The organism is Kitasatospora sp. NPDC101183 (genome assembly GCF_044767945.1).
Lineage (GTDB): Bacteria > Actinomycetota > Actinomycetes > Streptomycetales > Streptomycetaceae > Kitasatospora.
Genome location: NZ_JBIWOW010000014.1, coordinates 17,135 through 35,367 on the forward strand (window position 1 = coordinate 17,135; position 18,233 = coordinate 35,367).

Annotated in this window: 19 protein-coding genes; 15 read left to right on the plus strand and 4 right to left on the minus strand. The window is 74.0% G+C overall.

Going from position 1 to position 18,233, the window contains the following annotated elements; all coding sequences use genetic code 11:
- The first annotated feature begins 93 nt into the window (after positions 1 to 93).
- From ACIRRS_RS20525 to ACIRRS_RS20555, 7 genes are all read left to right on the plus strand, one after another.
- A complete protein-coding gene (locus ACIRRS_RS20525; RefSeq protein WP_402972557.1) occupies positions 94 to 411 on the plus strand; it encodes a (2Fe-2S)-binding protein in 318 nt (105 codons plus the stop codon).
- Entirely contained in the window at positions 392 to 1,780 is a 1,389-nt protein-coding gene (locus tag ACIRRS_RS20530) for an NAD(P)/FAD-dependent oxidoreductase (protein ID WP_402972558.1), read from the plus strand. Before ACIRRS_RS20525 ends, ACIRRS_RS20530 begins: the two co-directional genes overlap by 20 nt.
- A gap of 57 nt (positions 1,781 to 1,837) precedes the next feature.
- Positions 1,838 to 2,773, plus strand: a complete 936-nt coding sequence (locus ACIRRS_RS20535) for a dihydrodipicolinate synthase family protein (protein WP_402972559.1) — start codon at positions 1,838 to 1,840, stop codon at positions 2,771 to 2,773.
- 120 nt (positions 2,774 to 2,893) lie between these two features.
- Complete coding sequence (locus tag ACIRRS_RS20540) at positions 2,894 to 3,898, plus strand: proline racemase family protein (protein ID WP_402972561.1); 1,005 nt, start codon at positions 2,894 to 2,896, stop codon at positions 3,896 to 3,898.
- A gap of 39 nt (positions 3,899 to 3,937) precedes the next feature.
- Positions 3,938 to 5,302, plus strand: a complete 1,365-nt coding sequence (locus ACIRRS_RS20545; RefSeq protein ID WP_402972563.1) for an aldehyde dehydrogenase family protein — start codon at positions 3,938 to 3,940, stop codon at positions 5,300 to 5,302.
- A complete protein-coding gene (locus ACIRRS_RS20550; RefSeq protein WP_402972564.1) occupies positions 5,302 to 6,330 on the plus strand; it encodes a proline racemase family protein in 1,029 nt (342 codons plus the stop codon). The genes ACIRRS_RS20545 and ACIRRS_RS20550 overlap by 1 nt, the downstream gene beginning before the upstream one ends.
- Positions 6,331 to 6,368: 38 nt before the next feature.
- Entirely contained in the window at positions 6,369 to 7,271 is a 903-nt protein-coding gene (locus ACIRRS_RS20555; RefSeq protein ID WP_402972565.1) for an ornithine cyclodeaminase family protein, read from the plus strand.
- Between the two features lie 10 nt (positions 7,272 to 7,281).
- Here ACIRRS_RS20555 and ACIRRS_RS20560 read toward each other — a convergent pair whose 3' ends face one another.
- The gene (locus tag ACIRRS_RS20560; protein WP_402972567.1) at positions 7,282 to 7,608 is read right to left on the minus strand and encodes a hypothetical protein; all 327 of its coding nucleotides are present in this window, start codon (positions 7,606 to 7,608) and stop codon (positions 7,282 to 7,284) included.
- A gap of 166 nt (positions 7,609 to 7,774) precedes the next feature.
- Between ACIRRS_RS20560 and ACIRRS_RS20565 the strand changes: the two genes are divergently transcribed.
- Entirely contained in the window at positions 7,775 to 8,482 is a 708-nt protein-coding gene (locus ACIRRS_RS20565; RefSeq protein ID WP_402972569.1) for a GntR family transcriptional regulator, read from the plus strand.
- 99 nt (positions 8,483 to 8,581) lie between these two features.
- Positions 8,582 to 9,178, plus strand: a complete 597-nt coding sequence (locus ACIRRS_RS20570) for a Uma2 family endonuclease (RefSeq protein WP_402972571.1) — start codon at positions 8,582 to 8,584, stop codon at positions 9,176 to 9,178.
- A 62-nt stretch (positions 9,179 to 9,240) separates the two neighbouring features.
- Here the strand turns inward: ACIRRS_RS20570 and ACIRRS_RS20575 are convergent, their stop codons facing one another.
- Positions 9,241 to 9,933 (minus strand): ABC transporter ATP-binding protein, encoded by a 693-nt coding sequence (locus tag ACIRRS_RS20575; RefSeq protein ID WP_402972572.1) that lies wholly within the window; start codon positions 9,931 to 9,933, stop codon positions 9,241 to 9,243.
- A complete protein-coding gene (locus ACIRRS_RS20580; protein WP_402972574.1) occupies positions 9,930 to 11,006 on the minus strand; it encodes an ABC transporter permease in 1,077 nt (358 codons plus the stop codon). The genes ACIRRS_RS20575 and ACIRRS_RS20580 overlap by 4 nt, the downstream gene beginning before the upstream one ends.
- A 166-nt stretch (positions 11,007 to 11,172) precedes the next feature.
- On the opposite strand from ACIRRS_RS20580, the gene ACIRRS_RS20585 reads away from it, so the two are divergent.
- The 5 genes from ACIRRS_RS20585 to ACIRRS_RS20605 all read left to right on the plus strand — a co-directional run bounded on the left by ACIRRS_RS20585 (position 11,173) and on the right by ACIRRS_RS20605 (position 14,862).
- Positions 11,173 to 12,375: a sensor histidine kinase gene (locus ACIRRS_RS20585; protein ID WP_402972576.1), complete on the plus strand. Its 1,203-nt coding sequence runs from the start codon at positions 11,173 to 11,175 to the stop codon at positions 12,373 to 12,375.
- Entirely contained in the window at positions 12,372 to 12,998 is a 627-nt protein-coding gene (locus ACIRRS_RS20590; protein WP_402972578.1) for a response regulator, read from the plus strand. Before ACIRRS_RS20585 ends, ACIRRS_RS20590 begins: the two co-directional genes overlap by 4 nt.
- A gap of 39 nt (positions 12,999 to 13,037) precedes the next feature.
- The gene (locus tag ACIRRS_RS20595) at positions 13,038 to 14,063 is read left to right on the plus strand and encodes a nitronate monooxygenase (protein ID WP_402972580.1); all 1,026 of its coding nucleotides are present in this window, start codon (positions 13,038 to 13,040) and stop codon (positions 14,061 to 14,063) included.
- 101 nt (positions 14,064 to 14,164) lie between these two features.
- Positions 14,165 to 14,536 (plus strand): type II toxin-antitoxin system RelE/ParE family toxin, encoded by a 372-nt coding sequence (locus ACIRRS_RS20600; RefSeq protein ID WP_402972582.1) that lies wholly within the window; start codon positions 14,165 to 14,167, stop codon positions 14,534 to 14,536.
- A 20-nt stretch (positions 14,537 to 14,556) separates the two neighbouring features.
- The gene (locus ACIRRS_RS20605) at positions 14,557 to 14,862 is read left to right on the plus strand and encodes an XRE family transcriptional regulator (protein ID WP_402972932.1); all 306 of its coding nucleotides are present in this window, start codon (positions 14,557 to 14,559) and stop codon (positions 14,860 to 14,862) included.
- Between the two features lie 14 nt (positions 14,863 to 14,876).
- Here the strand turns inward: ACIRRS_RS20605 and ACIRRS_RS20610 are convergent, their stop codons facing one another.
- Positions 14,877 to 16,316, minus strand: coding sequence for an aminopeptidase P family protein (locus ACIRRS_RS20610; RefSeq protein WP_402972584.1), 1,440 nt, complete (start codon positions 16,314 to 16,316; stop codon positions 14,877 to 14,879).
- Between the two features lie 165 nt (positions 16,317 to 16,481).
- Between ACIRRS_RS20610 and ACIRRS_RS20615 the strand changes: the two genes are divergently transcribed.
- Positions 16,482 to 18,233 carry an ABC transporter substrate-binding protein gene (locus ACIRRS_RS20615; protein WP_402972585.1) on the plus strand — a complete coding sequence of 584 codons (1,752 nt, stop codon included), beginning with the start codon at positions 16,482 to 16,484 and terminating at the stop codon, positions 18,231 to 18,233.

Below are 18,233 nucleotides of genomic sequence, written 5' to 3' on the forward strand. Positions count from 1 at the left end.
AGCGGGCCTGGAGGTCGGCCTGGACGTCGGCCTCGAAGTCGGCCTGGAGGTCGGCCTGGAAGTGAACATCCGTCTGGATTGGAGAGGCCGCCGATGAGCCGCCGCACCCCCGCCGGGCTGGTCGGGGCCGAGCCCGGGCCCGCCCACCACATCGAGTTCGACGGCCGGGCCGTGCCCGCGCTGCCCGGGCAGTCCATCGCCGCCGCGCTGTGGGCCGACGGCGTGCTCGCCTGGCGCACCACCCGCGTGGGCGGGCGGCCGCGCGGGGCGTTCTGCGGCATCGGCGCCTGCTTCGACTGCCTGGCCGTCGTCGACGGCCGGCCCAACCAGCGCACCTGCCTGCTGCCCGCCGAGCCGGGCACCGTCGTCACCACCCAGGAGGGCCACGGCCGTGCCGACCTCGCCGTCTGACTTCGACCTGGCGGTCGTCGGTGCCGGGCCCGCCGGGCTGGCCGCCGCCGTCACCGCCGCGGACCTCGGGCTGCGCTGCGTCCTGCTGGACGGGGCCTCGGCCACCGGCGGGCAGTACTACCGCCACCCGGCGCCCGGGCTCGGCGCCGCCCGGCCGGGCCGGCTGCACCACGGGTGGTCCGTCTACACCGGGCTGGCCTCGCGGCTGCAGGCCGGGAACGCGGAGTTCCGCGGCGGGCACCAGGTCTGGGCGCTGGAGCGCACGGAGGCCGGGTTCACCGTGCACGTCACGCGCGGGCCGGACGCCCAGGACCGTACGGCTCTGAGGGCGAAGGCCGTGCTGCTCGCCACCGGGGCGTACGAGCGGCAGCTGCCCTTCCCCGGCTGGACGCTGCCCGGCGTCGTCACCGCCGGGGGCGCGCAGGCCATGCTCAAGTCCGGCCTGGTGCTGCCCGGGCGGCGGATCGTGGTGGCCGGGAGCGGGCCGCTGCTGCTCGCGGCGGCCTCCTCGCTGGTCACCGCCGGGGCCCGGGTGCCCGCGGTGGTCGAGGCCACCCGCTACCTCGGGTACGCCCGGCGCCCCGATGTGATGGCGGCCGTCCCCGCCAAGCTCGTCGAGGGCGCCGGGCACGGGTCCGCGCTGCTGCGCCACCGGGTGCGGCTGCGGCTGCGCAGCGCCGTCGTCGAGGCGCACGGGACGGACCGGGTCACCGGCGTCACCGTCGCCCGGCTGGACGGCGACTGGCGGCCGGTGCCCGGCAGCGAGCGGCGGATCGACTGCGACGCGCTCGCCGTCGGCCACGGGCTGCTGCCGCAGATCGACCTGGCCACCGAGCTGGGCGCGGCCACCCGGGCCTGCCCGGACGGCGCCGTGGCCCTGGCCGTCGACGCGACGATGGCGACCAGCGTGCCCGGGCTGTGGTCGGCGGGGGAGACCAACGGCGTCGGCGGCGCTGACCTCGCGATCGCCGAGGGCGTCCTGGCCGCGCACGCCGTGGCCGACGCGGCTCCCTCGGGCGGGCTGCTGCGCCGCCGGGGGCGGCTGCGGGCCTTCGCCGAGCTGATGGCGGGCGCGCACCGGCCCGGGCCGGGCTGGACGGGCTGGCTGCGGCCGGACACCGACGTGTGCCGGTGCGAGGAGGTGCCGGTCTCCGCGGTGCGCGAGGCGGTGGAGGAGCTGGGGGCGGGCGACGCCCGTACCGTCAAGCTGCTCACCCGGGCCGGGATGGGCTGGTGCCAGGGGCGGATGTGCGGCCCCGCCGTCGCCTGCCTGGCGGGCTCCTCGCAGGAGCCGGGGCCGGACCGCAGACCGCTGGGGTGCCCGGTGCCGCTGGCGCAGCTGGCGGCGGGCGAACCGTCCGAATCGTGAACCAGTCGTGAACCAGTGGCCGGAGGCTCTTGTCTCCGGCCTGTCCCCACTAATAAAATGTCACACCTCACCAAGGAGAGCACCGTGTCCAACACCCCCCGTGACACCACCCGTCCCTGGCGCGGCATCATGGTCGCCACCACGATCCCGCTGCGCCCGGACCTTTCCGTCGACTACGACGCGTACGCCGAGCACGTGCGCTGGCTGATCGAGTCCGGCTGCGACGGCGTCGTCCCCAACGGCTCGCTCGGCGAGTACCAGACGCTCACCGCCGAGGAGCGCACCCGCGTCGTCGAGGTCGCCGTCGAGGCGGCCGGTGACGGCTCCCGGGTCATGCCCGGCGTGGCCGCGTACGGCAGTGCCGAGTCCCGCCGCTGGGCCGAGCAGGCCGCCGAGGCCGGCGCCGGCTCCGTGCTGCTGCTGCCGCCGAACGCCTACCGGGCCGACCACGCCTCGGTGCGCGCGCACTACGCCGAGGTCGCCAAGGCCGGGGTGCCGGTGGTCGCGTACAACAACCCGATCGACACCAAGGTCGACCTGGTGCCCTCGCTGCTGGCCGAACTGCACGCGGACGGCTCGATCGTCGCCGTCAAGGAGTTCAGCGGGGACGTGCGCCGGGCGTACGAGATCGGCGAACTGGCCCCCGGGCTGGACCTGTTGATCGGTGCGGACGACGTGCTGCTGGAGCTGGCGCTCGCCGGTGCCGTCGGCTGGATCGCCGGATACCCGAACGCGCTGCCGGAGGCGTCGGTGGAGCTGTACCGCGCCGCCGTCGCGGGGGAGCTGGAGACGGCGCTGCCGCTCTACAAGTCCCTGCACTCGCTGCTGCGCTGGGACTCCAAGACGGAGTTCGTCCAGGCGATCAAGCTCTCCATGGACATCGCCGGGCGCCCCGGCGGGCCCGTCCGCGCGCCGCGCCTGCCGCTGACGCCGGAGATCGAGGCGGCCGTGCGGGCCGCCACCGAGAAGGCGCTGGCCGAGGGCCTCGCCTGATCCTGTGAGACCGTTCCGACCGGCTGCGGGGGCAGCCGGGTCGGACCCCACCCGGGAACTCCACCCAGGAACCCCGCCCGGGAACTCCACCCCACCCTCACCCCACGGGAGTTGTGCGTCATGCGCAGCCGTCATGTGTTCCACGCCGTCGACTCGCACACCGAGGGCATGCCGACCCGGGTCATCACCGGCGGGTTCGGCGTCATCCCCGGTGCGACCATGGCCGAGCGCCGGGTGCACTTCCAGGAGAACCTGGACCACTACCGGACGCTGCTCATGTACGAGCCGCGCGGCCACGCCTCGATGAGCGGCGCGATCCTGCAGCCGCCGACCCGGCCGGACGCCGACTACGGGGTGCTGTTCATCGAGGTCTCCGGGCTGCTGCCGATGTGCGGGCACGGGACGATCGGGGTGGCCACCGTGCTGGTGGAGACCGGGATGGTGCCGGTCGTCGAGCCCGTCACCACCGTCCGGCTGGACACGCCGGCCGGGCTGGTCGTCGCCGAGGTGCGGGTGGAGGACGGCGCGGCCAAGGCCGTGACGATCCGCAACGTGGCCTCGTACTCCGTCGGCCTGGACCGCACGATCGAGGTCCCCGGGTACGGCACCGTGACGTACGACCTCGCGTACGGCGGCAACTTCTACGCGATCCTGCCGCTGGCCGAGTTCGGGCTGCCCTTCGAGCGCGAGCGCAAGCAGGAGATCCTGGCCGCCGGCCTCGCGCTGATGGACGCCATCAACGGGAGCCCGGAGCGGCCCGTCCACCCCGAGGACCCGTCCTTCCACAGCTGCCACCACGTGTACCTCGCCGCGCCCGGCTCCACCGCCGAGCACTCCCGGCACGCGATGGCCATCCACCCCGGCTGGTTCGACCGCTCGCCCTGCGGCACCGGCACCTCGGCGCGGATGGCGCAGCTGCACGCGCGCGGGGAGCTGCCGCTGGGGCGGGACTTCCGCAACGACTCCTTCATCGGGACGACCTTCATCGGCCGGCTCGTCGAGGAGACCGAGGTCGCCGGGCAGCCGGCCGTGGTGCCCACCGTCACCGGGCGGGCCTGGGTCACGGGGACGGCCCAGTACATGCTCGACCCGTCCGACCCGTTCCCGGCGGGCTTCCTGCTCTGAACCCCCCTGCTTCGTCAAGCCGTTGAAGGGCCGATAGTCATGACCATCACCTCCTACAACCCCGCCGACCCGGACGACCTCGTCGTCTCGGTGGAGGAACCGGGCGCCGAGGCCGTGCGCTCCGCCGTGCTGCGGGCGCGGGCCGCGCAACGCGGCTGGCTCGGGGCCGGGGCGGGCGCCCGCTCGGCGGCGCTCGGGCGGATCGCCGACGCGGTCGACGCCCACGCGGGGGAGCTGGCCGCGCTGATCGTGCGCGAGGTCGGCAAGCCGCTCGCCGAGGCGCGCGGCGAGGTCGCGCGGACGGCGGCGATCTGGCGCTACTACGCGCAGGCGCCGTACGCGGCCGGCGGGGAGGTGCACGAGACGGCCGGCGGGCCGGGGCTGCTGCTCACCCGGCGGCGCCCGTACGGGGTGGCCGGGCTGATCGCGCCCTGGAACTTCCCTCTGGCGATCCCGAGTTGGAAGGCGGCTCCGGCGCTGGCCGTCGGGAACACGGTGGTGCTCAAGCCGGCGCCGGAGGCCACGGCCTGTGCGCTGCGGCTCGCCGAGCTGGCCGTCTCGGCCGGGCTCCGGGAGGACGTGTTCACGGTGCTGCCGGGTGGGGCCGAGGAGGGCGCCGCGCTGGTGGAGGCGGCGGACGTGGTGTCGTTCACCGGCTCCACCGGGGTCGGCCGGGCCGTGGTGCGGGCCGCCACCGAGCGCGGGACGCCCGTGCAGGCCGAACTCGGCGGGCTGAACGCCGCGTTGGTGCTGCCGGATGCCGACATCGCGCTGGCCGCCGAGCACATCGCGGCGGCCGTCGCCGGGTACGCGGGGCAGAAGTGCACCGCCACCAGCCGGATCATCGCCGTCGGCGCCGCGTACGGGCCGCTCAAGGAGGCGCTGGTCAAGGCGCTCGCGGCCGTGGACGACTCGGTGTGCGGGCCCGTGATCAACGCGGGCGCGCGGGAGCGGCTGGTCGGCGCCGTCGTCTCGGCCGTCGAGGCCGGGGCCACGCTGCTCCACGGCGGGGCCGTGCCCGAGCGGCCCGGCTGGTACGTCGAGCCGACCCTGCTGACCGACGTCCCGGCCGAACACCCGCTGGCGCGCGAGGAGTTCTTCGGCCCGATCGCCGTGCTGCACGCGGCGGCCGACCTGGACGAGGCGATCGAACTCGCCAACGACACCCCGCACAGCCTCGCCACCTCGGTGCACACCCGCGGCCTGGACGCGGCGCTCGCCGCCGCCGACCGGCTGGACGCGGGCATGATCCGGGTCAACGCCCCCTCCAGCGGCGTGGACTTCCACCTGCCCTTCGGTGGCACCAAGGGCGCGAGCCACGGCGACCGCGAACAGGGCCGGGCCGCACTGGACTTCTACACGGTCGGCCGGACGGTCAGCGTGCTGCCGGGCGGGAGCCTGTGATGCGGGTGCGGACGGTCGACTACCACACGGCCGGGGAGCCGTTCCGGATCGTGCTGGACGGCGTCCCCGCGATCCCCGGCGACACCGTCGCCGAGCGGCGGGCCATCGCGATCGGCGCGGGCGGGAGCGCGACGGCCCCCCGGCCCAGCGAACTCGACCGCGTGCGGCAGCTGTTGGCGCAGGAGCCGCGCGGCCACGCCGGGATGTACGGCGGGTTCCTGGTGCCGCCGGACGACGAGGAGGCGCACCTGGGCGTGCTCTTCTGGCACAAGGACGGCTACTCGACGGCCTGCGGGCACGGCACCATCGCGCTCGGCGCGTGGGCCGTGGACTCCGGGCTCGTCGCCGCCCCCGAGGACGGGACGGCGCGGGTGCGCATCGACGTGCCGTCGGGGCGGGTGACCGCGCTGGTACACCGCTCGGGCGGGCGGACCACGGGGGTGACCTTCCGCAACGTGCCCACCCGGGTCGCTGAGCTGAAGCTCCCGCTGGAGACCTCCTGGGGCCCGGTCGAGGTCGCCGTGGCGCACTCCGGCGCCTGCTACGCCTCGGTGCCGGCCGCCGCCCTCGGGTTGGCCGTGGAGCCGGGCCGGCTGCCCGAACTCACCGCCGCCGGGCGGGAGATCAGGGACCTGCTGGCCGGGACGGCCGCGGTGGCGCACCCGACGGACCCCCGGCTGTCCGGGGTCTACGGGGTGATCCTCCACGACGAACTCGGCGCCGAGGACGGGGTGTTGAACCAGCGCAACGTCACCGTCTTCGCGGACGGGCAGATCGACCGCTCCCCCTGCGGCTCCGGCACCTCCGCCCGGCTGGCGATCCTCGCCGCCGAGGGGCGCCTCGCGCCCGGCGAAGACCTGCGGCACGAGTCCATCATCGGGACGGTCTTCGGCGGGCGGGTCCTCGCGGGGGGCGACCCCCTGGGCGAGGGCGTCGTCACCGAGGTCACCGGCACGGCGCACCGCACCGGCGAGCACGCCTTCCTGCTGGAGGACGGGGACGAGCTGGGAGCGGGGTTCCTGCTGTGAGCGCCGCGAGGTCAATGGAACAGCCCGGTACGGCGGTTGTGCCGCTCCAGTACGCCGTACCGGGTGTCGGCGGGGTCGGGCCCGTCGACGCTGTGCGGGCGATCGAGCGGGTGCTGCGGGAGGGGTTCGACCCCGAGCCGGCACCCGCCCGGTCGGCCGTACCCGTGCCCGCCGGGGAGCTGCTGCTGATGCCGGCCGCCGCCGGGCCGTACGCCGGGGTGAAGATCGCCGGGGTCGCGCCCGCGAACCCCGAGCGGGGGCTGCCCCGGATCACCGGCAGCTACCTGCTGCTGGACGGGCCGACGCTGCAGCCGCTCGCGCTGCTCGACGGCGCGGCCCTCACCGCGCTGCGCACCCCCGCCGTGACGGCCGCCGCGCTGGGGCGGCTGGCCGACCCGGGAGCCGCGCACCTGGTGCTGTTCGGCGCCGGTCCGCAGGCGTACGGGCACCTGGACGCGCTGCTGGCGCTGCGTCGGCTCACCCGGCTCACCGTGGTGGCGCGCAACGCCGAGCGGGCGGAGGTGCTGGCCGCGTACGGGCGCAGCCTCGGGCTCGCCTCCTCGGTGGGCACGCCGGAGGCCGTCGCCGGGGCGGACGTGGTGGTGTGCTGCACCACCGCGCGCACCCCGCTGTTCGACGGCGGGGCCGTGCCCGACCACGCGGCGGTCGCGGCCGTCGGCTCGCACGAGCCGGACGCGCGGGAGGTGGACGAGGCGCTGGTGCGGCGCGCCGAGCTGTACGTGGAGGCGCGGGCCGTGGCCGAGCGGGAGGCCGGGGACCTGATCATGGCCGGCGTCGGCGGGCGGCAGGTGTGGAACCTGGCGGAGCTGGTGCGCGGGGACGCGCTGGTGCCCGAGGGGCGGCCGCGGTTCTTCAAGAGCGTCGGCATGGCCTGGGAGGACCTGGCGGTGGCGGCGGAGGTGTACCGCTCCTCGCTGTAGTCCCCGAGCTCTAGTCTCCGAGGAAGATGAGCCAGCTGCCGGGGGTGGCCGCGCAGTTGGCGAGCAGGTTGCGCAGGTCGCGGACTGCCGCCCGCTGCCCCTCGGTGGTGCAGCGGGCGAGCAGGGCGGTCGCCTCGTCGAAGGCGACCGCCGCGTCCTGTTCGTTGAGCAGGGTGTCGCCGTACGGGTCGACCGCGCCGAGGCGGCCGCCGGGGGCGGCGTGGGCCGCGAGGGCCTCGGCGAGGGCGGGGCCGTGGGCCGTCGACAGGTGCAGGGAGCGGGCGGGCAGGCGGCTGCGCTTGGGGTGGCCGTCGTACAGCGCGATCTCGATGCCCAACTGTGCTCCCTCGGCGGATGGTTGCAGGTCGTGTGCCGTTTTCCGTTGTCAGGCCGCGTTGTCGCTGTCACGATGTGTCGCGCAGGGGTTCGGAACGTGGACGGTCGCGCACGCAACGTAACGTGACATTGTACACTGGTGTCCTGCACCCACCCGGAGGAACACCATGGCCGACCTCAAACCCCGCACCCTGATCTCCGTCCAGGAGCGGCTCCGCGACCAGGTCGCCCACGCACTCCGCGCGGCCCTCATCTCCGGTGAGCTGCGCCCCGGCGTCGTCTACTCCGCGCCCGCGCTCGCCGCCGACTTCGGCGTCTCCGCCACCCCGGTGCGCGAGGCCATGCTCGACCTGGCGCGCGAGGGGCTCGTCGAGGCCGTCCGCAACAAGGGCTTCCGCGTCACCGAGCTCACCGAGCGCGACCTCGACGACTACACCGAGATCCGCGCCCTCATCGAGGTCCCGACCGTCGGCCGGGTCGCCCGCACGGCCACCCGCGAGCAGCTGGAGCGGCTGCGGCCGCAGGCGGAGGCGATCGTCGCCGCCGCGCGCAAGCACGACCTCATCGGGTACCTGGAGGCGGACCGGCAGTTCCACCTCGACCTGCTGGGGCTGGCCGGCAACGCGCGGCTCGTCGACGTGGTCGGGGACCTGCGCAAGCGCTCCCGGCTGTACGGGCTGACCCGGCTCGACGAGCAGGGGCAGCTGGTGTCGTCGGCGCAGGAGCACCTGGAGTTGCTCGACCTGATGATCGCGGGCGACGCGGCGGCGGCCGAGGAGTGCATGACGCGCCACCTGAGCCACATCCGCTCCCTCTGGGCGGGCGAGGGCGAAGCCGAGGAGGGCCGGCCGGCCCTGCGGCTGCGGGCGCGGTAGGGGTAAACCACCCGTTTGGGTGAAGGGTGAGGATCGGGTGCCGGAAAGGGCCCGCGTTCTACGATGATGGTCCCGACATCGGCAGTCAGGAGGGACTCCATGTCCGCCGCAGCAGTGGAAGAACCCTTCGGGCAGATGACACTGCTCGAGGAGGCGGAGCTGGTCGCGCAGCGGCTCGTGGGGCACCGGGTCGAGATCCTCGGAGGACAGATCACAGTGACGCCGCCCCCGGACGGCCAGCACGGTGAGGCCCTCACCAACGCCAGCGTTCCGTTCCTCGCCGCCGGCCTCCACGGTCGGGCGACCAGGGTGATCCAGGGCATCGGGCTCTGGCTGCCCGATGGCCCGTCGGACTACGCGATCCCGGACCTGTCGATCGTCGACGCCGACTACGCGGACCATCTGATGGAGCGCAACTGCTACGACCCGGCGGTGTTCCGGCTCGTGGTCGAGGTGACCTCGTCGAACGACAGGGCGGACCTGAAGGCCAAGCCGCCGCTGTACGCCGGAGCGGGCGTGCCCGTCTACGTCATCGTCGACCGGCGGAACCGACGGGTCATGGTGCTGACCGAGCCGCAGGGCCGGGAGTACCGGGTGCACGCCGTTCACCACCCCGGGCAGTCGTTCACGCTGCCCGGGTCGATCGGGGCCACGGTGACCCTGGTGGTGGACGACCTGCTGATCTCCAAGGTCTAGAGCACGACCGACCCCTGTGGGCGCGGGCAGCGGTGCGGGCTGCTCGCGCCTCTGTGCGTTCTTCAGGGGGTTCGGACGACGGTGGCCGGGAGCGTCAGCCTGCCGTCCCGGACCTCGGCGATCTGGTCGATGGCGGTGAGGTGGGTGCGGTCGTGGGTGACCAGGACCGTGGCGGTGGCGCGGCGGTGGGTGAGGGTGGTCAGGAGGTCGAGGACGGCGGCGCCGCGTTCGTGGTCGAGGGCGCTGGTGGGTTCGTCGACGAGCAGCACCGTGGGGTCGTTCATCAGGGCGCGGGCGATGTTGACGCGCTGGCGCTGGCCGCCGGAGAGCTGGTGGGGGCGGCGGGCGGCCTGGTCGCGCAGGCCGACGGAGTCGAGCAGGTCGAGGGCGCGGGGGAGCGCCTCGCGGGGGTTGCGGCCGTCGAGGTGGGCCATCACCTGGAGCTGTTCGACGGCGGTGAGCGAGGGCAGCAGATTGGCCTGCTGGAAGACGATGCCGATGCGCGTGCGGCGCAGCGCGGTGAGTTCGGCGCGGCCGAGGCCCGTGGTGTCGGTGCCGTCCACGACGACGCGGCCGGAGTCCGGGGTGATCAGGGTCGCGGCGACGGCCAGGAGGCTGGACTTGCCGGAGCCGGAGGGGCCGATCACGGCGGTGACGGAGCCCTTGGGGACGCTGAGGGAGACCTCGTCCAGGGCGGTGAGGCGGCCGTCGCCGTCCGGGTAGGTGAGGGTGACGCGATCGAGTTCGAGGGTCATCGGGCGCTCCCGAGGGCGGTCAGCGGGTCGACGGAGGTGATCCGGCGGATGGACAGGCCGGCGCCGATCGCGCCGAGGGCGATCATGACGAGGGCCGGGAGGAGGACGGTCGGCGCGTCCAGGACGAACGGGACGGCGGAGCCGATCAGCGCGCCGAAGCCGGAGGCGATCGCCGTGCCCGCCAGGGTGCCGAGGACCAGCAGCAGGACGGCCTGGCCGAGGGCGTCGCGCAGCAGGTAGCGGGTGGAGGCGCCGAGGGCCTTGAGGACGGCGACGTCGCCGCTGCGCTGGATCGTCCAGACGGTGAAGAAGGCGCCGATGACCAGGGCCGAGATCGCGAACAGGAAGCCGCGCATCAGCTGCAGCGAGCCGTTCTCGGAGGTGTAGGAGCCGATCGCGGACAGCGCGTCGTCCTTCGTACGGGTCACGGTGCCGTGGCGGGCGTCGGCGCCGGCCAGGTCGGCGCCCTTGCCGGTGGAGAGGGCGAGGACGGTGGCGTGGTCCTTGCCGTCGGGGGCGATGCGCTGCCAGTCGGCGAGGCTGGTCCAGACGACCGGCGTGTGGCTGTACGCGGCGTCGCCGTCGACGGCGGCCACGGTGAGGCGGAGGCCGGCGAGGGTGAAGTCGGCGCCGGGGGAGAGGTGGCCGAGGTTCTCGGCGGCGGTCGTGGAGAGCACCGCCTGACGGGAGGCGATCTCGGAGCCGTGCGGGGCGAGGGGGGAGCCCTCCGGGACGCCGAAGACGGAGAGGGCGGCGGTGCGCTGCCCGGCGGCCGCCTTGGTGGTGGTGATGCCGATCGGCTGGGCCGAGGTGACGCCGGGCTCGTTCGCCCAGGCCCGCCACTGCTCCTGGGTCACCTGGGAGTCGGTGAAGGAGAGCTTCTGGCCGTCCGCGGGCCTGCCGAACACCAGGTGGTCGGCGGGCAGGCCGGTGATCGCCGAGATGTTCTGCCGGCCGAGCCCGGCGGTCAGCCCGGACAGCAGGCCGACCAGGACGGTGATCAGGACGATGACGGTACCCATCAGGGCGAACCGGCCCTTGGCGAACCTCAGGTCCCTCCAGGCGACGAACACGGTGCTGGCCTTCCTCTGCACAGGTGGTTTCCGACGCTTCCAGCCTGCTGGCGGCGGGGGCCCCGGGGCATCGCACGCGGGATTGCATCCTCGGCATCGAAGGGCAGAGCCGGAGTTCAACCTTTTGATTGATGCCGCGCCCGGGCGAGGACCCTAGGCTGGAGGGATGGCGACCGAACGACCCCGTATCACCCCCGTCGCCCGCGTCCTCCAGGTCTGCCTGCACCTGCTCGTGGCGGGCCTGCTCGTCCTCGCCGTCGCCCGGGCCGTGTTCGGCCGCGACGGCGATCCGCTCGCCGTCGGCGCCGCCGCCTCCGCGATGGCCGTCTGCTACGCCGTGGGGCCGAGGCTCGCCTCCGTCCAGCGGTCGCGGCGGGCCGCGGCGCTGTGGATGGCGCTGCTCGGGGTCACCTGGGTGGGCGTGCTGGTCGCCACCCAGGACGGCGTGTGGCTGGCGTTCCCGCTGTACTTCCTGGAACTGCACCTGCTCGGGCGCCGGGGCGGGCTCACGGCCGTCGCCCTCACCGCGCTCGCCTCGATCGTCGCCTGGTCCTGGCACCTGCACGGGTTCAGCTTCGCCGCCTCCATCGGGCCCGCCCTCGGCGCCGCCGTCGCCACCGCGACCGTCCTCGGCTACCAGGCGCTCTACCGGGAGAGCGAGGAGCGGCGCCGGCTCATCGACGAGCTCACCGCCACCCGCGCCGACCTCGACGCCGCCCACCACACCGCCGGGGTGCTCGCCGAGCGCGAGCGGCTCGCCCGGGAGATCCACGACACCCTCGCGCAGAGCCTCAGCTCCATCCAGCTGCTGCTGCGCGCCGCCCAGCGGGCCCTGCCCGAGCGCACCGACGCCGCCTCCGGGTACGTCGAGCAGGCGCGGCAGGCCGCGCAGGACAACCTGGACGAGGCCCGGCGCTTCGTCCGGGCGCTCACCCCGCCCGCGCTCGACGGGGACCCGCTGCCCGTCGCGCTGGAGCGGCTGTGCGCCACCACGACGGCGCACAGCGGGCTCGCCGTGCACCTGCACGTCTCCGGGGAGCCGGTGCGGCTGCCCGTGCCGCAGGAGGTGGCGCTGCTGCGGATCGCGCAGTCGGCGCTCGGCAACACCGTTCAGCACGCGGGGGCCTCGCACGCCGAGGTGACGCTCAGCTACATGGAGGGCGAGGTGGCACTGGACGTGTTCGACGACGGGGCCGGGTTCGACCCGGCGGCGGTCGCCGGCCGTACGGGCGGGGGCGACGGCGGGTTCGGGCTGCCCTCGATGCGGGCCAGGGCGCGGGCACTGGGCGGGAGCTTCACCGTCGAGTCGGCGCCCGGGGAGGGGACGGCGCTGGCCGTGCAGCTGCCGCTCGGGGAGGGGAGCGCGTGATCCGGCTGCTGATCGCCGACGACCACCCGGTGGTGCGGGCCGGGCTGCGGGCCGTGCTGGAGGGCGAGCCGGACTTCGCCATCGTCGCGGAGGCGGCCACGGCGGAACGGGCCGTCGAACTCGCCCTGGAGGGCGGGGTGGACGTGGTGCTCATGGACCTCCAGTTCGGGCCCGGATCGGCGCTCAACGGGGCGCAGGCCACCGCCCGGATCACCGCCGTCGCCGGGGCGCCGCGGGTGCTCGTCGTCACCACGTACGACAGCGACGCCGACACCCTGCCCGCGCTGGAGGCGGGCGCCACCGGGTACCTGCTCAAGGACGCGCCGCCGGAGGAGCTGGCGCAGGCCGTCCGCTCGGCGGCGGCGGGGCGCTCGGCGCTCGCGTCCAGCGTCGCGGACCGGCTGCTGGAGCGGATGCGCACGCCGGCCGCGGCGCTCAGCGGCCGGGAGACGGAGGTGCTGCGGCTGGTCGCGGACGGGCTCACCAACCAGCAGGTCAGCCAGCGGCTGCACCTGAGCCAGGCCACGGTGAAGTCGCATCTGGTGCACATCTACACCAAGTTGGGGGTGGACTCGCGCACGGCGGCGGTGCGGGAGGCGCGGGGGCGGGGGCTGATCCGCTGAGCGTACGGTGGGGGTCCGCGACTGTGTGAGGAGTCTCCGATGGCCACCGTCCGACTCGATCAGCTCGCCGTGCCCGTGATCGGCGCACCGATGGCGGGCGGGCCCTCCACCCCGGAGCTGGTGGCGGCGGTGAACCGGGCGGGAGGGCTGGGGTTCCTGGCGGCCGGGTACCGGAGTGCGGGGGCGATGGCCGAGCAGGTCGCGGCGGTGCGGGAGTTGACGGGCGGGGCGTTCGGGGTGAACCTCTTCGTGCCCTCCGCGCCGGGGGACGCCGGGGCGGTCGCCGCGTACCGGGAGCGGCTGCGGCCGGAGGGCGAGCGGTGGGGGGTGGCGCTGCCCTCGGCGATCCCGCCGGACCGCGACGACTGGGAGGCCAAGATCGCCGCGCTGGTCGCGGACCCGGTGCCGGTGGTCTCGTACACCTTCGGGCTGCCGGGCGCGGCCGAGGCGGCGGCGGTGCGGTCGGCGGGGAGCCTGCAGATCGGCACGGTGACCACGCCGGAGGAGGCCCGGGCGGCGGAGGCGGCCGGGATGGACGCGCTCTGCGTCCAGGGGCCGGAGGCGGGCGGGCACCGGGGCACCCACCGGGTGGCCGATGTTCCCGGGGAGCTTCCGCTGCTCCAACTGCTGCCAGTCGTACGGGCGGTGACGACGCTGCCCCTGATCGCCACCGGTGGGCTGGGGGACGGTGAGGCCATCGCGGCGGCCCTGCGGGCGGGGGCGGTGGCGGTGCAGCTGGGGACGGCGCTGCTGCGCACGGACGAGTCCGGCGCCTCGGAGGCGCACCGGGAGGCGCTGGTCTCCTCGGGGGAGACGATCGTGACCCGCGCCTTCACCGGCCGCCCGGCGCGCGGCCTGCGCAACGCCTTCATCGACGCCCACGGCCCGTACGCCCCACCCGCCTACCCCGAGGTCCACCACCTCACCGCCCCCCTGCGCACGGCCGCCGCCCGCCGCGCCGACACCACGGCGATGCACCTCTGGGCCGGCACCGCCCACCGCCGGGCCCGTTCGGGCCCGGCGGAGCGGGTGGTGGCGGCCCTGTGGCGCGAGGCGCGGGGGTAGCGCGGAGGGCGCGCGGGGGATGGGCGTGTCGTCCCTCGGATGGGTGGATTGAATGGGAAGGCGCGCGGTAGCTTATAAGGGCCAACTTAAAGTTGGCGACTATGTGGGAGATCACGCTTCTGGCGCCGGTGGAGGAGTGGTACTTGCAAATCTGCGAGGACGACCCCAAGACGGCGGACGGCATTCTGGATGCACTGGACCTGTTGGCCGACGTGGGGCCGATGCTGGGACGGCCGGCGGTGGACCTCATCCACCGCAGTCGTTTGCACAATCTCAAGGAACTGCGGCCGGGGTCGTCAGGCGGTACCGAGGTGCGCATGCTCTTCGTCTTCGACCGGGAGAGGGAGGCCATCATCCTGGTGGCGGGAGACAAGTCTGGCCGGTGGTCGGAGTGGTACGACAAGTCGATTCCTCTGGCGGAAGAGCGCTACGCGGATTACGTGGAGGAGCAACGGAACGGAGCACGCTCGTGAAGGGGCGTAGTTGGACCGAGGTGAGGGCCGAGGCGCTGAGGCGGTTTCCGGAACTGGGAGCTCCGGAGGCGGAGGTGCGGCGGGCCCGGATTCGTCAGGAGATGCTGGCCCAGATCCGAGGGCATGAACTCGCTGAACTGCGGAAGGCGGCGGGTCTTGCGCAGAAGGACGTGGCCGCGCTGATGGGTGTGAGCCAGGCGCGGGTGTCGCAGATCGAGCACGGGCAGGTGGACAGCCTGGACAACCTGCGGGCGTACGCCGCCGCGATCGGCGGCGAGGTCGAGGTCTCGGTGCGGCAGGGGGAGCGGACGGTCAAGGTGGCTTGACCGTCCGCTCGGGGTCAGCCGAGGAGGGTGGACATCCAGGATTCGACGTCCGGCGCCGTCCTCGGGAGGGCGCTGGACATCAGGTGGGCGCCGTCCTTCGTGATGACCAGGTCGTCCTCGATGCGGATGCCGAGGCCGCGGAGTTCGAGGGGGAGGGTCTCGTCGTCGGGCTGGAGGTAGAGGCCGGGTTCGACGGTGAGGACCATGCCCTCCTCGAGGGTGCCGTCGAGGTAGCGGTCGGCGCGGGCGCGGGCGCAGTCGTGGTAGTCGAGGCCGAGCATGTGGCCGGTGCCGCAGAGGGTGTAGCGGCGGTGGAGGCCGTTGTCCTCGGCGAGTGACTGTTCGGCGGGGATGCGCAGGACGCCCCAGTCGGCGAGGCCCTCGGCGATGACGCGCATGGCGGCGTTGTGGAAGTCGCGGTAGCGGGCGCCGGGGCGCAGGGCGGCGATGCCGGCGCTCTGGGCGGCCAGGACGAGGTCGTAGGCCTGGCGCTGGACGGGGGTGAAGGTGCCGCTGAGCGGGAGGGTGCGGGTGATGTCGGCGGCGTAGAGGGTGTCGGTCTCGACGCCGGCGTCCAGCAGGAGCAGGGAGTTGGGGTCGAGGGCGCCGTCGTTGCGGATCCAGTGCAGGACGCAGGCGTGGGCGCCGGAGGCGGCGATGGTGGTGTAGCTGGTGCCGTTGCCCTCGGCGCGGGCGCGCAGGTCGAAGACGCCCTCGATCCAGCGTTCGCCGCGCGGGTGGCGCAGGGCGGTGGGCAGGGCGCGGACGACGTCCTCGAAGCCGGTGACGGTGTGGTCGACGGCGAGTTGCAGCTGGCCGACCTCCCACTGGTCCTTGACCAGGCGCAACTCGGCGAGGACGGCCGCCAGTTCGGCGTCCGAGGAGCCCGGGGCGGGCCGTCCGGCGGTCTCGTCGACGTACGGGTCGACCCCGGCGAGCACCCGGGTGGGCGGCTGTGATCCGGTGAGCAGTTTGCCCAGGTCGTCGAGGTGTTCGGCGCGCACCCCGGTGAGCTGCGCCGTCTCGGCGAGGTCGGGGCGGCGGCCGACCCAGAACTCCCCGTAGCGGCGGTCGCGGTAGAACTCCCCGCCGGAGCGCGGTGAGCGCGGGTGGACGTACAGCACCGGCTCCCCGGTGGGTTCGAGGACGAGGACGTGGTCGGCCTGGTCCTCCCCGGTGAGGCCGGTGAGCCAGGTGTACGCGCTGTGCGGGCGGAAGCGGTAGTCGAGGTCGTTGCAGCGGACCTTGAGGCGCCCGGCGGGGATGACGAGGCGCTCGCCGGGGAAGGCGGCCGCAAGCCGTGCGCGGCGGCCGGGGAAGAGGTCGTGGCCGGGGACCCGGAGGTCCGCCGGGAGGGGGCTGGGGGCCCACTGGGTGGCCATGTGGGCGTCGAGCGCGGGGGACACCGGAAGGTCGTGGCTGCCGGTGTTCAGGCCGGCTGGGGCGAGGGTCACGATGAACTCCTGGGCGGGGCGGGGGAGATGCGCGGCACGGACACAGGCACGGACACAGCTCGGTAACGGCGGCTGTCACCTCTTGTGCAGTGCAATTTCACATTACTATGTTACGGGTCACACAGCGCAGCGGCCAGATCCGGCCATCCACAGCGGAGTTGCTACATGACCAGGCGCACCCACGCCGCCCTCGCGGCGGCCCTCGCGGCGACCCTCACCCTCGGTCTCGGGGCCTGCAAGAACGACAAGAGCGACAGCGGCGGCGACGCTGCGCCCTCCAGCACGAAGGGGCCGGGGGCGGAGAGCGGCACGATCATCGGCGGCACGCCCGTCAAGGGCGGCACCCTCACGGTCCTGACCAACCAGGACTTCGCCCACCTCGACCCGGCCCGCAACTGGACCGTCCCGCACATGGACTTCGGCACCCGGCTGCTCTACCGGACGCTGACCACCTTCAAGTCCGAGCCGGGCGCGGCCGGGAGCGAGATCGTCCCCGACCTCGCCACCGACCTGGGCAAGTCCTCGGACGGCGGCAAGGTGTGGACCTTCACCCTGAAGGACGGCCTCAAGTACGAGGACGGCAGCCCGATCAAGTCCGCCGACGTCAAGTACAACGTCGAGCGCTCGTTCTCCCCGGACCTCACCGGCGGACCCGACTACGCGGCCCAGTACCTGGCCGACGGCGAGAACTACAAGGGCCCGCTCACCGGTCAGCACCTGTCGAGCATCGAGACCCCCGACGACAAGACGATCATCTTCCACCTGAAGCGTCCGGTCGCCGAGTTCTCGCAGACCGTCACCCTGCCGACGTTCTCCCCGGTGCCGCAGTCCCAGGAGAAGGGCACCCAGTACGACTCCCGGCCGTTCTCCTCCGGCCCGTACAAGATCGAGAGCTACGACCGCGGCAAGCAGCTGGTGCTGGTCCGCAGCACCGGCTGGGACCAGGCCACCGACACCGTCCGCAAGGCCTACCCGGACAAGATCGTCGTCACCGAGGGCATCAAGGGCGGCCAGGCCGACGACCGGATCATCGCGAGCGACGGCGCCGACGCCAACGCCATCAACATGCCGTGGATGCAGCACGAGTCCATCGCCAAGGTGCTGCCCAAGGCGGACGTGCGCTCGCGCATGGCGGCCGAGCGCACCGGCTGCACGGACATGCTGTACCTGAACACCTCCAAGGCCCCCTTCGACGACCCGAAGGTCCGCGAGGCGATGATGTGGGCCGTCGACCGCGAGGCCCAGGTGACGGCCTTCGGCGGCCCGGCGGTGACCGACGTGGCGACCAGCTTCCTCCCGCCGAACCTGACCGGCGGCGAGAAGTCCGACCCGCTGAAGATCCCGGCCGCCGGGGACCCGGAGAAGGCCAAGCAGCTGCTCAAGGAGGCCGGCAAGACCGACCTCAAGGTCGCGCTGACCGTCTCGCTCGGCGACAAGACCCGCGCCGAGGCGATCCAGCAGTCCCTCGCCAAGGTCGGGGTGCAGGTCACCGTCAACACCGTGGACCCGTCCGCCGTGACCGACACCCTCGGCGACACCAAGAACGCCCCCGAGCTGACGATCAACGGCTGGTGCCCGGACTACCCGTCCGCCGCGACCTTCCTCCCGTTCCTGTTCGACGGACGGACCATCAAGGAGAAGGGCAACCAGGGCAACTACAGCCAGTTCCGCGACCAGGCCACGATGGACCGGATGGACCAGATCGCGGCCATGACGGACGTGAACGAGGCCAACAAGGCGTGGAAGCAGCTGGACGAGGACCTCATGAAGAAGGCCCCGGCCGTCCCGCTGATGTGGCAGCGGCGCCCGCTGATGGTCGGCACCAACGTGGCCGGCGCGTTCGGCAACTCCGGCTTCGCGGGGATGCTCGACCTCGCCGTCATCGGCCTCAAGGACCCCTCCAAGGGCAAGGGCTGA